The sequence below is a fragment of the Endozoicomonas numazuensis genome (assembly GCF_000722635.1).
GTDB classification, from domain to species: Bacteria; Pseudomonadota; Gammaproteobacteria; order Pseudomonadales; family Endozoicomonadaceae; genus Endozoicomonas_A; species Endozoicomonas_A numazuensis.
Genome location: NZ_JOKH01000004.1, coordinates 351,113 through 366,000 on the forward strand (window position 1 = coordinate 351,113; position 14,888 = coordinate 366,000).

Annotated in this window: 12 protein-coding genes; 11 read left to right on the plus strand and 1 reads right to left on the minus strand. The window is 48.4% G+C overall.

Translation table 11 applies throughout. The features are described from left to right. Positions 1-102 precede the first annotated feature (102 nt). Positions 103-1,446, minus strand: coding sequence for an NAD(P)-binding domain-containing protein (locus GZ78_RS18335; RefSeq protein WP_034839218.1), 1,344 nt, complete (start codon positions 1,444-1,446; stop codon positions 103-105). A gap of 272 nt (positions 1,447-1,718) precedes the next feature. Between GZ78_RS18335 and grpE the strand changes: the two genes are divergently transcribed. From grpE to greA, 11 genes are all read left to right on the plus strand, one after another. Next, positions 1,719-2,300 (plus strand): nucleotide exchange factor GrpE, encoded by a 582-nt coding sequence (grpE, locus tag GZ78_RS18340; RefSeq protein ID WP_034839220.1) that lies wholly within the window; start codon positions 1,719-1,721, stop codon positions 2,298-2,300. Positions 2,301-2,558: 258 nt separating this feature from the next. Next, complete coding sequence (gene dnaK, locus GZ78_RS18345; protein WP_034839222.1) at positions 2,559-4,478, plus strand: molecular chaperone DnaK; 1,920 nt, start codon at positions 2,559-2,561, stop codon at positions 4,476-4,478. A 283-nt stretch (positions 4,479-4,761) separates the two neighbouring features. Then, on the plus strand, positions 4,762-5,916 hold the full coding sequence (gene dnaJ, locus GZ78_RS18350; protein WP_034839225.1) for a molecular chaperone DnaJ: 1,155 nt from the start codon (positions 4,762-4,764) through the stop codon (positions 5,914-5,916). Between the two features lie 234 nt (positions 5,917-6,150). After that, the gene (locus GZ78_RS18355; RefSeq protein WP_034839228.1) at positions 6,151-7,245 is read left to right on the plus strand and encodes a calcium:proton antiporter; all 1,095 of its coding nucleotides are present in this window, start codon (positions 6,151-6,153) and stop codon (positions 7,243-7,245) included. A gap of 110 nt (positions 7,246-7,355) precedes the next feature. After that, the gene (locus GZ78_RS18360) at positions 7,356-7,832 is read left to right on the plus strand and encodes a hypothetical protein (protein ID WP_034839229.1); all 477 of its coding nucleotides are present in this window, start codon (positions 7,356-7,358) and stop codon (positions 7,830-7,832) included. 28 nt (positions 7,833-7,860) lie between these two features. Further along, positions 7,861-8,301 carry a hypothetical protein gene (locus tag GZ78_RS18365; RefSeq protein ID WP_034839232.1) on the plus strand — a complete coding sequence of 147 codons (441 nt, stop codon included), beginning with the start codon at positions 7,861-7,863 and terminating at the stop codon, positions 8,299-8,301. Then, the gene (locus tag GZ78_RS18370) at positions 8,302-8,763 is read left to right on the plus strand and encodes a hypothetical protein (RefSeq protein ID WP_034839234.1); all 462 of its coding nucleotides are present in this window, start codon (positions 8,302-8,304) and stop codon (positions 8,761-8,763) included. A gap of 24 nt (positions 8,764-8,787) precedes the next feature. Further along, on the plus strand, positions 8,788-9,531 hold the full coding sequence (locus GZ78_RS18375) for a hypothetical protein (protein WP_152558816.1): 744 nt from the start codon (positions 8,788-8,790) through the stop codon (positions 9,529-9,531). A 370-nt stretch (positions 9,532-9,901) separates the two neighbouring features. Then, positions 9,902-11,056: a glutamine-hydrolyzing carbamoyl-phosphate synthase small subunit gene (gene carA / locus GZ78_RS18380; protein ID WP_034839629.1), complete on the plus strand. Its 1,155-nt coding sequence runs from the start codon at positions 9,902-9,904 to the stop codon at positions 11,054-11,056. A gap of 94 nt (positions 11,057-11,150) precedes the next feature. Next, positions 11,151-14,372, plus strand: a complete 3,222-nt coding sequence (gene carB, locus GZ78_RS18385) for a carbamoyl-phosphate synthase large subunit (protein WP_034839238.1) — start codon at positions 11,151-11,153, stop codon at positions 14,370-14,372. Beyond that, positions 14,369-14,845 carry a transcription elongation factor GreA gene (gene greA / locus GZ78_RS18390; RefSeq protein WP_034839240.1) on the plus strand — a complete coding sequence of 159 codons (477 nt, stop codon included), beginning with the start codon at positions 14,369-14,371 and terminating at the stop codon, positions 14,843-14,845. The genes carB and greA overlap by 4 nt, the downstream gene beginning before the upstream one ends. Positions 14,846-14,888 lie beyond the last annotated feature (43 nt).

Consider the following 14,888-nt stretch of genomic DNA (forward strand, 5'->3'; position numbering starts at 1 on the left):
TGGGGCATTCTATGTGGGTTGTGTTTGAGTGAAAAACGAAACATCTTCATTCAATCTTCGATTTCTTTGAATTAAGTATCTGGAGTTTGCTGTGCCTGGAATTTAGTCGGGCACACTTTTGGATTTTATGGTCTCTGCTGCCTGAACGGATTGGCCTAAAATGAAGCGCTGGAACCAGTCTCCGCTGCATGAGCCAGCGATATATAGGTTGGTAAATCCATTGACTTCCATAGTGTTATGATCGAAGCACAGTGTCGACTCATGCTCTGATTGACCTTCAATGAAAGAAAAGTCCGGATGACTGCCTGTAAGCGTGGCTACATGATGAGGTGTTAGCTTTTTTGATTCCTGAGTCTTGCTATGGGTGACGATACAAGAGCCATCGCTGCACACTTTTGTCAGCTTGTAGTCAATGAGTTGCTCATAGGCTTTTTCAGAAGCCGGGTTCAGCATTGCCCCTGTTACCCGGTTGTGTCTGGGGTATTCCTTATCTAGACCTTGCAGGATCATAAGTATTTTGGAAGAGGACGTGCTTTTGTAGTTTGCTTTTTCCTTAATGAGTTCAGCAGGTACTAAATGCGTTACTTTAAGCTTGTGATCCCATGCGTGAGAGATGGTGTCTGCAGCAGACAAGCCAGTACCCACAATCAGAACATTTGAGCCAGGCGGTAGTTTTTTAAAGGCTGCAAGCGAATCTGCAGTTGAATGAGTGACATGTTTCCCGTTTTCGCCCTGAATATTTAACCGGTTTGGAGCCTGCTTGCCTACGGCTAAAAGAAGGTGTTCACAGCTCATATTATGGTGATGGCTTTCGGAAGAAAAATGAAGGTGCCAGAGGCTGTCTTTATAGCTTGCTGAAGTTAATGTGTAGCCTATATGGATCGCTTCTGCAGGCAGTTGTTGTTGGTAGTTTTGATAGTAATTTCTGAGTGAAGAGGCGTCAGTTTTAGTGCGTTGAGGGTTGACACATTCATAGTGTTTTACGTCAGTAATAGGCAGTCCGGGAATTTCCATCCAGGCGTAGGGGCTGATGGTTAACTGGTCGTTATTGTATCGATGCCAGCTGCCTCCGGCCGGGCTGGAAGAAAACAATTGCCAGTCTACTTTTCGGTCCGGGTTATTCTCAAAGGTCAGGCAGTGAATGGGGTTGTTGGCTTGATCGTAACAAAAAGAGTCAAACCATTGACCGGCGGGTGTTTGACCTCTTCGGCCTTCGAAGGTTGCGGGCAAGTCTGTTCGATAAATGGGTTGTCGCTCACCTAAATGTTTGTGCATCCCGTCAGAGCATTTCTGAGCGTGTAAAAATGTTCTGCCTTCAAGAACACTGGCCGCCAGCAGTCCGGCAGGACCTGCTCCAATAATAACAGCAGTGGCTTTGTGTTTGTGTGCAGGCTCAGGGCTAGAGGTGAGCGAGTGGGGGCTGCGCGTGAGGCTGAGTGTATCCATTTTCTGTTAATTGTCCTTATCTCGTTTGTGACCTGAAGTATTTCGTTTTCTTGCTGACCCGGTATCCATTGAGTGAGTGTCAAGAAATAAGATTTATCTATTACGGGATCTATAGACACATTTCGGAGCCGGTGGTTCCAGAAGTCATAGGGACAAAGAAGGGCTGCCTTCTGAAATTTTAAAAATAATGCTTTTTCAGGGTTGAACCTTGCTTTTGATGTCCCCATATATCTCGTCAGTATATTATTCGCCTCCCGGTCGGAGATTCTGGAATGACAGTAGAAAACAACAAGCCTGAAGAGCAGGTAGAAGAAGTAGTAGAGCAGCAGGCAGAAGAAAGCCTGCTGAACGAAGACGGTGGTGTTGAACTGGACAGTGAAAGTGATCTGACCGATGGTCTTGAGAACCAGTTGGAAGCTCTGAATGAAGAACTGGCTAAAGCGAAAGACCAGACTCTGCGCGCCACTGCTGAAATGCAGAACATCAAGCGCCGTGCTGAGCAGGACGTAGAAAAAGCGCACAAGTTTGCTCTGGAGAAGTTTGTTGACGCTCTGATTCCGGTTGTGGATAGCCTGGAAAAAGGTATTGAAAGTGCCGAGCAGGCAGAAGGCGCTCATGAAGCCCTGGTAGAAGGTATGAACCTGACTCTGAAGCAGTTCCTGGGTGCACTGGGACGTTTCTCTGTGGAGCAGGAAGACCCTAATGGTCAGCCTTTTGATCCCAATTTCCATCAGGCCATGTCCATGGTGCCTAATCCGGATGTAGAAACCAACACAGTGATTGATGTTTTCCAGAAAGGCTACAAGCTGAATGGCCGACTGATTCGTCCTGCCATGGTTGTGGTGTCCAAATAAGTGATTCTGCTGAGGAATGTTCGAAAAAAGAATGTTTTACCGGCCTTGAAATCAAATCGATTGATCCCATATTGATTTCAAAGGCCAAAAACAGCCGCTCCCCATTACTTGGAAAGCGGCCCTCAGCTGAAGAATTGAATGGTTAAAAAACCGTGAGATGTAGAAGTTAGCTTTCGTCATCATTAAAGATGAAAGGCTTTCCACGGTAAAAAATTTAAAGAATTTCGCTCTGCATGCAGGGCAACGGAGAGATTAATAATGGGTAAAATAATCGGTATTGACCTGGGTACAACCAACTCCTGTGTATCCATTCTGGACGGCGAAAAAGCCAAAGTTCTGGAAAATGCTGAAGGTGGTCGTACGACTCCATCTATCGTTGCATTCACTGACGACGGTGAAATTCTGGTAGGTCAGCCAGCCAAGCGTCAGGCTGTAACCAACCCTGATAATACCCTGTTCGCCATTAAGCGTCTGATTGGTCGTCGTTTTAAAGATGATGTTGTTCAGAAAGACATCACTATGGTTCCTTACAAAATCATCGAAGCAGACAACGGTGATGCGTGGGTAGAAGCCAAGGGCGACAAAAAAGCACCCCCTCAGGTTTCTGCTGAAATCCTGAAGAAGATGAAGAAAACGGCTGAAGACTATCTGGGTGAGTCTGTTACTGAAGCTGTTGTTACCGTACCTGCTTACTTCAACGACGCTCAGCGTCAGGCGACCAAAGATGCTGGCCGTATCGCGGGTCTGGACGTAAAACGTATTATCAACGAGCCTACTGCTGCTGCACTGGCTTACGGTATGGATCGCAAGTCTGGCGATCAGACCATCGCAGTATACGATCTGGGTGGTGGTACCTTTGACGTATCCATTATTGAAATTGCCGATGTAGACGGCGAGCACCAGTTCGAAGTACTGGCCACGAACGGTGATACGTTCCTGGGTGGTGAAGACTTCGACATGCGCATGATCGATTACCTGGCTGAAGAGTTTAAGAAAGACCAGGGTATTGATCTGAAAGGTGACCCACTGGCCATGCAGCGTCTGAAAGAAGCTGCTGAAAAAGCCAAGATCGAACTGTCTTCTGCTCAGCAGACCGATGTAAACCTGCCTTACATCACTGCTGATGCTACAGGTCCTAAGCACTTGAATGTTAAAGTCACCCGTTCCAAGCTGGAGTCTCTGGTAGAAGAGCTGGTAGTGCGTTCTCTGGAACCATGCCGCTTGGCGATGAAAGATTCCGATCTGGATCTGTCTGACATCGACGAAGTGATTCTGGTGGGTGGTCAAACCCGTATGCCAATGGTTCAGGAAAAAGTAGCTGAATTCTTTGGTAAAGAGCCACGTAAAGACGTAAACCCTGACGAAGCGGTTGCCATGGGTGCTTCCATTCAGGGCGCAGTTCTGGCCGGTGACGTGAAAGACGTGCTGCTGCTGGACGTGACACCACTGACTCTGGGTATCGAAACCATGGGTGGCGTAATGACTGCCCTGATCGAAAAGAACACCACTATCCCGACTAAAAAGTCCCAGGTGTTCTCTACTGCAGACGACAACCAGAATGCAGTGACCATTCACGTTTGTCAGGGTGAGCGCAAGCAAGCTTCTGTCAACAAGTCTCTGGGTCGTTTCGATCTGTCTGACATTCCACCGGCTCCACGTGGCATGCCTCAGATTGAAGTCAGCTTCGACCTGGATGCTAACGGTATTCTGAACGTGTCAGCCAAAGATAAGGCGACAGGTAAAGAGCAGTCCATCGTCATCAAGGCTTCTTCCGGTCTGTCTGACGATGAAATCGATCAAATGGTTCAGGACGCAGAAGCTAATGCGGCTGAAGACAAGAAGTTCGAAGAACTGGCTGCTGCCCGTAACACAGGTGATGGCCTCGTTCATGCCACTCGCAAGACTCTCGAAGAAGCCGGTGATAAGGCAACTGAAGAAGAGAAAAATGCGATTAACGAAGCTCTGGCCGCTTTGGAAGAAGCGCTGAAGGGTGACGACAAGGATCTGATCGAAGAAAAGTCCAAGGCTCTGTCTGAAGCTTCTTCCGGTCTGGTTCAGAAAATGTATGCTGAAGCTCAGCAGCCTGGTGCTGAAGGCGCTCAGGAAGCTGACTCTTCTGCCGCTGCGGACGACGCTGTTGATGCCGAGTTCGAAGAAGTGAAAGAAGACAAGAAATAAACCCATTCCGCGCTGCGGTATGAGTTGATCAGGCGGCGCGGGAGTACATACTCCCGCGCTGTTTGTTTGAGAGGCTGTCTGAAAAACCCCATAGTTTTTCAAATAGTTTCTTTTGTGAAGAATTAGTTGAGTGGCTCATGTTAAGTCGATGAGGCGCGTAAACGGTTTTTCATTCGCTATGGGCATTTGTATTCAATAAATCGGGGTATTTCCCGATGTATGAAAGCGATTTGGATTATTTCGGTCAGGTGATCTGACAGAGCCTGACCACAGGGTGTTACTGATGGCAAAACGTGATTTTTATGAAGTACTGGGCGTAGAAAAAGGGGCCTCTGACAAAGAGATCAAGAAGGCCTATCGCCGTATGGCTATGAAATTTCACCCTGACCGTAACCCTGATGACACGGATGCGGAAGAAAATTTCAAAGAAGTGAACGAAGCCTTTGAAATTCTTTCCGATGATCAGAAGCGTGCCGCTTATGATCAGTATGGTCATGCCGGTGTTGATCCCAGTATGGGAGGCATGGGTGGAGCCGGAGGGTTTGGCGGTGCAGGTGCCGGTGGCTTCGGTGACATCTTTGGTGATGTGTTTGGTGATATTTTTGGCGGTGGTGGCCACGGTCATTCCCGCAGTTCAGTTCAGCGTGGGGCTGACTTGCGCTATCAGCTGGAACTGAGCCTGGAAGAAGCGGTTAAAGGCACCACTAAGAAAATCAAAATTCCTTCCCTGGTGGGCTGTAATTCCTGTGATGGTTCTGGTGCCAAGAAAGGTACTTCGCCTGTTACCTGTACAACCTGTGGTGGTATGGGGCAGGTGCGTATGCAGCAGGGTTTTTTCTCTGTTCAGCAGGCCTGCCCGGATTGTCACGGTACGGGCAAAATGATCAAAGACCCATGTCGTGAATGTCATGGTGAGGGGCGTGTTCAGGAATACAAAACGCTGTCTGTTAAGATCCCTTCAGGTGTGGATACAGGTGACCGTATTCGTCTCGCGGGTGAGGGTGAAGCCGGATTTAATGGTGGTCCAGCAGGTGACCTTTACGTTCAGGTCAGCGTGGCTGATCATCCGATCTTCCAGCGTGATGGCAAGCACCTTTACTGTGAAGTGCCTATTACTTTTGTTGATGCGGCATTAGGGGGGGAGCTTGAAGTTCCGACTCTGGATGGTCGTGTAAAACTGAAGATTCCAAAAGAGACTCAAACTGGCAAGTTATTCCGTCTGCGTGATAAAGGTGTGACGCCTGTTCGTGGCGGTGGTCGTGGTGACCTGATGTGTCGTGTGGTTGTGGAAACTCCGGTTCATCTGACTGAACGTCAGAGAGAGCTGATGAATGAGTTGAAAGATACATTTGCAGCTGAAGGTGAAGACCGTCAGTCACCTAGAAAAACTTCATTCTTTGAAGGCGTGAAAAAGTTCTTCGACGATATGGCGTCCTGAGTATCTTCTGATGTTTCTATCCTGCAGCAATGTCTTGTTGCTGCAGGTCTTTATTCTTTTCTTCTGGCCCGATGGCTCTAGTCTCAAACCTCAACTATCTTGTAGATGCCTTTCTATGGGCGCTTCCATACGCTGAAACATGGAAGTGGTCTCACTGTTTTTTTATTGAATATCCAGTGAGATAACTCAGTCGGATTTTATTCTGACAATGAAGCCTTTTTTGCGGTAAAGAGAATGAAGCTCCCTTCGGTTTTAACATCAGAGCCGGGTCTGTATGCAGGTATTGCTGCATCGGTGTATTTCTATTCATTATGCACTCGCTATCTGACGACGGGTTCGTCGGCGTGGGTCAGCCTGTGTCTGTTTCTTTTGCTCTTTGTTGCCATGCTCTGGTCTTCGTTTGGCGTGGTGCGTCATGCTGACGGGCTTGCTGCGCAGTTAGGGGAGCCTTATGGCACTCTGATTTTGACGCTCTCCGTAATTAGCATTGAAGTTATTATGATTTCTGCAGTGATGCTGACGGGAGATCATAATCCGACGTTGGGTCGGGATGTTATGTTCTCAGTGTTGATGATTGTACTGAATGGGTTGGTGGGTCTCTCATTACTACTGGGGGGTATACGACATGTTGAGCAGACCTTTAATTTACAGGGAGCAAACTCATTTCTTGGAATTCTGATCCCGCTTTCTGTACTGGGTTTGATTTTACCCAACTTTACCGAATCAACGCGTGCAGGGACTTTCTCTCTTGAGCAGGTTGTCTTTCTCGTGGTTATGAATGTGGTGCTTTATGTTGCTTTTCTGGGAATGCAAACCATGCGGCATCGCAACTATTTTGTCGGGGAGAATACTGAGCCGAATCATAACTGTGAAAAGAAACTGTCAGTGTTAACACATACCCTGCTGTTGATCTGCTACATGATCCCCATCGTGCTTTTGTCTAAAAAGCTGGCTGTTCTAGTGGATTATGGTATTTCCGAGCTGGGCGCTCCGGCGGATCTTGGTGGTTTGATTGTGGCAATACTGGTGCTGTCCCCTGAAGGTATGGCGGCTATTAAAGCGGCTAGAGTCAACAATCTTCAGCGCTCTATTAATATTTGCCTGGGTTCTGCGCTGGCTACCATAGGGATGACAATCCCGGCCGTTCTGATGATTGGTGTTCTTACCTCAAAAACCATTGTCTTAGGGTTGAATAATGTTGAGGCGCTGTTGCTGATGCTGACCCTTCTGGTCTCCATGGTTAACTTCTCATCGGCGAAAAGTAACCTTTTTCAGGGGGTGCCCCATCTAACACTTTTCTGCTGTTTCATTATTCTGATTTTTGATTGACGGAAAAAGGGGAGAAGCTTTTTCTTGAGTGGTTCATTTGTGAACTACTTTTTAGGCCATAAATTAATAAATCTAATGAGCTATTTATAGCTGCTCGCATCTTTTTTGCGTTGGGTCCCATTGTTTTTTTTGCCGGGTTTCTTTCCTCTGCTGTCAGTGCGGGCATGTTGCAGGAAGGCTTGTTGTGGGGTGGTGCTCCAAAGGTTTTTTCGCAATACCGTGGTATTCCAGCGCTCTTTTCTTCTGATTTGAATCCAAATGATTTGATACTCCAGTACTCCACTCATGACTCTGTGGCCATTGAAAACTATCAGCTTTCTTGCGAGCAGGGGGTATGTGACTCCACTGGAGAGTTCTGTCAAAACAAGTGCGTAAGGGAGAATGGAGTTGTCGGGAATGAAGTAGAGCGTTTCGACGAAGATTCACATCCAGGGGGAGAGGTTATCCGCCCAAATGAATTTCTTCGTCTGAAGAATAGAGAGTTTTTCGTACAGATTTATGATCACGATGTCAGAGTGATTGAGTTGTCTGAATCAAGCGAGATGGAGGATTTTCTGCCTGATGGTCAGCCTCCTAGTGCATCCTGAGCCAGGTTAGCAGTCGCGAATTCTCAGGGTGGGTTCCGACGATGTCTGGCAGGAACAGGAATATTCAGTCAGTCCCTATGCATCCATCGAGGGTGCCTACTGGGTTTATCGTGACTCTGAAGGCGTGCTCTGGCTGTTCAAGCGCGTAGGTGGTCAGCTGGGAAGGATAAGGCTGGACTTTGCGTTGGCAGCTGAAGCTTTTGAAAGGGTATTTGAAAACTATCGACGATGGCAAAGAGTGGGAGGTAAGCCAGTCGACCCGGCTTATGCTTCTGTAACGCCTCGACAGACACCGGGAAAAAGGAAGCAGGAGCAGGGCGGGGGTCAGCAAAAGAAGCCAAAAGTAGAAGAGCAAAACCCTTCTTCAGAGGAAGACGATAGTCCTCACCGTGTTGTGGTTGAGGCGGGTAATAAAAGAGTTCGAGTAGTTTCTGAGAAGTTGCAAGCCTCCAAAGAGTCTTCAAGATAAATGGCAAAGGCTACTCGTGGAAAGAAAGATAAGGTGTTGGAGAAAGGGAGTCGGTTTGGTATTCCATCCATGATTGTGCATTTGGATCAGGTTGAGAAGGTCGGCGTTGATGGGCAGGAGAAATGGGAGAAGAAGTACAAGGAGGCTGAGAAAAAGAAGCAGAAAGAGGCTGAAAGTCTCAGAAAAAAATGGTTGTGGAGTAGAGTGGCCTGGCGTATTTACGAGACGGGCGATTGGGATGGTTTCATTATGAAGCTTTACCTGTCGCCGCAAAAGTCACTGAGACTGGTTTCTGAGTTAGAGTCCAGATTCATTATAAGGTGGAAGGATCTGACCGCTATCAAGCCTGCCGATGAAGCCGTTTTGGCTGATTTGGAAAAGAATCAAATCACTGATGTGTTGATCAATATACCCATTGGATTTCAAGATGCTACTAGGCGACAAGTGAGCGAAGCCCTGTGAGCCTGCAAGTAGTAGGTGATCAGGGTGAGCGAACGCTGGCAACAACGTAGCATCTTGAAAGGCGATGGGTATAAGTTACTGGCACTTTGGGTTGAAGAGGTTCTGTCCACAAAGCATGTTACACCGGACTGGAAAAAGGTGCAGTCCATTGAGGTGGTTGATGGGGTGGGGTTGGAAGAAGAACCGTTTGAAGATGATGAGGGGTCGGAAGTGGCGGACTCCCCGGTAATTGAGGCGTCAGTTGGAGAGAAACGGAAGAGAAAAAGGAAAGCGGGTCAGGCTGATGCTGTTAAAAAGAGCAAGTTGAACCCGTTGCAAACAGGGCCAGGAGGAGCCGGGCAGGATTTTGAAGGCTATCGTATTTTTGGTCTGAGCTGTATTAGTTCCAGTGTTCCCAGTTTTTTGGCGGTAACTTTATGTGATAACTGTGGCGCTGAAAAAGTGGAGCCTCTTCAAGAGGTGAAAGTTCCTCCATCCAGTAATGTTGCTCAGATGGTTGATCAATCGACCCAAACCCAAGTCCAAACCTTGCCTTCAGTTCCTTCTTCATCTACTCCTCATGTTGATGGTGGACAGATCAGCGTACAGGAGCTGGTTAGTTCTCTGACTCGTTTTCAGCAGCAGGCTTCTTTGACAGGAGGGGGCTGGAAGGCGCTCTTAGTTGATCATTTGCAGGAGAATTTACAGGCATGTTTGCTTGTAGCTCTGACAAAAAGAATGACCGATGCTACAAAAGACTTGGTTAAACAGTCGGAGTCAAAGAAGTGATAGGGGTAGTACTTTCTCGAATGGGTTAGGTGGGGGTGCTTGTGATGTAGGGCCTTTACCCGATTTCGGGGTGAAGGTTGTAGGTATTGTCTACTAGAAAAATCTTGTTCGATCAAAATTATTGTGTTTAAATGCGAAAAATTTGCATTAGATTTGTTGAGGCAGACGGTGTGCCCCAGACGTTCCTGATAAAAGTCAGATAAGAAAGCGAGACGGTGATTTAGTTTACCTCTCGCTTTTTTTGAGCGCGCTCCGTATGGAAACAGGGCACATATGTACTGGCTGTCTCGCAAGCTGGCGTGAGCATCGCCTGATCAGATTGTTATTCTTTGGATTTGATCAGGAACAGGTCGAAGTGTGGGAGGAATCATTGAGTAAGTCAGCCGTACTGGCTCTGGAAGACGGAAGTCTATTTCGGGGCATTGCCATTGGATCCGATGGGGAAACCAGTGGTGAGGTAGTTTTCAATACAGCCATGACAGGCTATCAGGAAATTCTCACCGACCCTTCTTATTCCCGTCAAATAGTGACTCTCACCTATCCCCATATTGGTAATACCGGCATTACTCCTATAGATGAAGAGTCTACAGAAGTTCATGCAGCCGGCCTTGTGATTCGTGACCTTCCTCTTCTTGCCAGCAATTGGCGAAATAAAATGCCTCTTGATGAGTATCTTCGTACTAACAATATCGTAGCGATCGCTGATATTGATACTCGTCGTCTGACCCGGATTTTGCGTGAAAAAGGGGCTCAGAATGGCTGTATTATGGTAGCCGATGAAAACGGTCATATCGATGAGGCGCTTGCACTGGAGAAGGCTCGTGCTTTCCCGGGTCTGAAAGGTATGGACCTGGCTAAGGAAGTGACCGTTAGTGAGTCCTATGAGTGGAAAGAAGGTGTTTGGGCGTTGGAGTCTGATGAACACCAGTCGGTTGACGAGCAGCCTTTCCATGTTGTGGCTTACGATTTTGGTGTAAAGCGCAACATTCTAAGGATGTTGGCTCAGCGTGGTTGTCGGCTGACAGTCGTGCCGGCAGAGACTCCCGCTGAAGAGGTTCTGGCCATGAACCCCGATGGTGTTTTCCTGTCTAATGGTCCCGGTGATCCAGAGCCTTGTGTCTATGCTATCAAGGCTATTCAGGACATCCTCGAAACCCGTATCCCGGTCTTTGGTATCTGTCTGGGGCATCAGTTGTTGGGGCTAGCCAGTGGCGCTACCACCATGAAGATGAAGTTCGGTCACCACGGCGCCAACCATCCCGTTCAGGATCTGGACTCTGGTGTAGTGATGATTACCAGTCAAAATCATGGTTTTGCAGTGTCTGAAGAAAATCTGCCCGGGCATATTCGTGTGACTCACAAATCCCTGTTTGATGGCAGTCTTCAGGGTATTGAGTTGACAGACCGACCCGCTTTCAGCTTCCAGGGACACCCTGAAGCCAGTCCGGGGCCACACGATGTGGCGGTGCTGTTTGACCGATTTATCAGCCTGCTGGAAGAGCATGCAGCGACTTCCCAGTCCTGATCAGGTCACTTGAAAAAGAGACATACAGTACAGAATCAACAGGTTTCCGTGAGTGAAAAACTCCGGAAGCCTGAGATAAGCTACGAGAGCTACGATGCCGAAACGTACAGATATTGAAAGCATCCTGATCCTGGGTGCGGGTCCCATCATCATTGGTCAGGCCTGTGAATTTGACTATTCCGGAGCCCAGGCCTGTAAAGCCCTGAAAGAAGAGGGCTATCGCGTCATTCTGGTGAATTCCAATCCGGCCACCATTATGACCGACCCCAGCATGGCAGATGCTACATACATTGAGCCTATTCGTTGGGAAACGGTAGAAAAAATCATTGAGAAAGAACGGCCAGATGCTGTTCTGCCGACCATGGGTGGCCAGACTGCGCTGAACTGTGCCCTGGATCTTTTCCATAAAGGTGTGCTGGAAAAGTATGGCGTGCAGATGATTGGTGCCAGTCGGGATGCCATCGACAAGGCCGAAGATCGTGAAATGTTCGATAAGGCCATGAAAAATATTGGCCTGGAAACACCTCGTTCCGGCATTGCTCACACTATGGAAGAAGCCCATGCTGTTCTGGATCAGTTAGGCTTCCCCTGCATCATCCGTCCTTCTTTCACTATGGGTGGTTCAGGTGGTGGTATTGCCTACAACAAGGATGAATTTGAAGAAATCTGCAAGCGCGGTCTGGATCTTTCTCCTACCAATGAGCTGCTGATCGATGAGTCCCTGATCGGCTGGAAAGAGTACGAGATGGAAGTGGTGCGTGATCGCAATGACAATTGCATCATTGTCTGCTCTATCGAGAACTTTGACCCTATGGGTGTTCACACTGGTGACTCTATCACCGTAGCGCCCTCCCAAACGCTGACTGATAAAGAATATCAGATCATGCGTAACGCCTCTGTTGCTGTACTGCGTGAGATTGGCGTAGAAACCGGTGGTTCCAATGTTCAGTTCGGTATTTGCCCGGGCACCGGTCGTATGGTTGTGATCGAGATGAACCCCCGTGTATCCCGCTCCTCGGCACTGGCTTCCAAGGCTACCGGCTTCCCGATTGCCAAAGTAGCGGCCAAGTTGGCTGTGGGTTACACCCTGGACGAGCTGCGTAACGAAATTACCGGTGGTGTAGTACCGGCTTCTTTCGAGCCTACTATCGATTACGTGGTCACCAAGATTCCTCGTTTTGCCTTTGAGAAATTCCCTCAGGCTGACGACCGCCTGACCACACAGATGAAGTCTGTGGGTGAGGTGATGGCGATTGGTCGTACCTTCCAGGAATCCATGCAGAAAGCCCTGCGTGGTCTGGAAACAGGTGCTACCGGCTTTAATCCGATGCTGGATGCTCGAGCTGAAGGTGCTATTGACAAGATCAAGGCTGAGCTGGTTGTTCCCAAGGAGGATCGTCCTTACTACGTGGCGGATGCTTTCCGTGCTGGTATGACCCGTGATGAAGTCTTTAACAGTTGCATGATCGATCACTGGTTCCTGGTGCAGATCGAAGACATTGTTCTGGAAGAGCAGAAACTGGCTGGCAAGGGTCTTGATGATCTTACTGCTGAAGTGCTGTTCCGTCTGAAGCGTAAAGGCTTCAGTGATGCACGTCTGGCAGAGGTGATGGAACTTTCTGAGGCGGAAATTCGTAACCATCGTCGTCAGTTGAATATCAAGCCAGTCTTCAAGCGCGTGGACACCTGTGCGGCCGAGTTTGCCTCTACGACAGCGTACATGTACTCCACCTATGAAGAAGAGTGTGAAGCTGCACCTACCGATAATGAAAAAATTCTGGTTATTGGTGGTGGGCCTAACCGTATTGGGCAGGGGATCGAGTTCGATTACTGTTGTGTGCATGCTGCTATGGCAGCGCGTGAAGACGGTTACGAAACCATTATGGTTAATTGTAACCCGGAAACAGTATCGACCGATTATGACACCTCCGATCGACTCTACTTTGAGCCTGTAACTCTGGAAGATGTGCTGGCAGTTATCGATGTAGAAAAGCCCAAAGGCGTTATTGTTCACTACGGTGGCCAGACTCCTCTGAAACTCGCTCGTGCATTGGAAGCAGAGGGTGTGCCTATTATCGGTACCAGTCCTGATGCTATTGATCAGGCTGAAGATCGTGAGCGGTTCCAGAGCATGATTCAAAAGCTGGGTCTTCTGCAGCCGGCTAATGCTACTGTTCGCAGTGCTGAAGAAGCCGTTGCCAGGGCGACTGAGATTGGTTATCCGTTGGTTGTACGTCCTTCCTATGTATTGGGTGGTCGTGCGATGGAAATTGTAGCTGGCGAAGAAGAGCTGCAAAAGTACATGAAGGAAGCGGTGCAGGTTTCCAATGACAGTCCGGTTCTGTTGGATCTGTTCTTGAATCGCGCGGTTGAAGTTGATGTTGATGCAGTATGCGACGGTGAGCGTGTGGTGATCGGTGCCATTATGCAACACATTGAGCAGGCGGGTATTCACTCTGGTGACTCCGGTTGTTCTCTGCCTCCATACAGCTTGAGTCCTCGCATCCAGGATCAGATTCGTGAGCAGGTGAAAGCCATGGCCATGGAATTGGGTGTTGTTGGACTGATGAATGTTCAGATGGCATTGCAGGATGGTGAGCTCTACGTGATTGAGGTGAATCCTCGGGCTTCTCGTACAGTACCTTTTGTGTCCAAGTGTATTGGTCACTCTCTTGCCAAGGTTGCAGCTCGTGTCATGATGGGTAAAACGTTGCAGGAGCTGGAGTTTACCAAAGAGATTGTGCCTCCTTACTACTGCGTGAAGGAAGCTATTTTCCCATTCAACAAATTCCCGGGTGTTGATCCGATTCTCGGCCCTGAGATGAAGTCGACCGGTGAAGTGATGGGGGTAGGTGCTTCTTTCCCTGAGGCTTATTATAAGGCTCAGTTGGCTGAGAATATGGCATTGCCAGAAGGCGGTCGAGTCATTCTCAGTGTTCGTGACCAGGATAAGCACATGGTTCCTGGTATTGCTCGCCTGTTAATGGATACCGGTTTTGAGTTGATGGCGACTGGCGGTACTGCTCAGGTCATTGAAGATGCAGGTCTACCGGTGACACGGGTCAAAAAGGTGATGGAAGGTCGACCAAATATGGTGGACAGCATCGTCAATGGTGATATAGCCTTTGTCGTCAACACCACCGAAGGTCGTCAGGCCATTGCGGACTCCTATACAATCCGTCGATCTTCCCTGACCAACAAGGTTCTCTACACCACCACTATGGCGGGTGCGGAAGCCATTGCCCGGGCCATTGCCTTTGGCTCGGAAAAGACAGTCAGAAGACTTCAGGATTTGCACGAAGGTAAGACTGGATGAATCGATTTCCAATGACAGTGGAGGGCGAAAAAGCCCTCCGTGAAGAATTGACTCAACTGAAAACAGTTGATCGACCACGTATTTCCCAGGCGATTGCTGAAGCCCGGGAGTTGGGGGATTTGAAAGAAAATGCAGAGTATCATGCCGCTCGTGAGCAGCAGAGCTTTGCTGAAGGTCGTATTAATGATATCGAGGGTAAGTTGTCCAATGCCCAGGTTATCGATATTACTACGATCAATAAAACCGGAAAGGTTCTTTTTGGTACTACTGTAGTGCTGGTAAACCTGGATACGGACGATGAGGTTGAGTACAAGATCGTGGGCGATGACGAAGCCGACATCAAGGACAACAAAATCTCGGTTAATTCACCTATTGCCCGTGCCTTGGTTGGTAAGGAAGAGGGTGATGTTGTTGTCGTTAACACGCCTTCTGGCAGTGTTGAATATGAGATTGATGAGGTTAAACACATCTGATTGATCTCAAGTCTCTGCACGGGTCTATATGACCTGTGCAGAG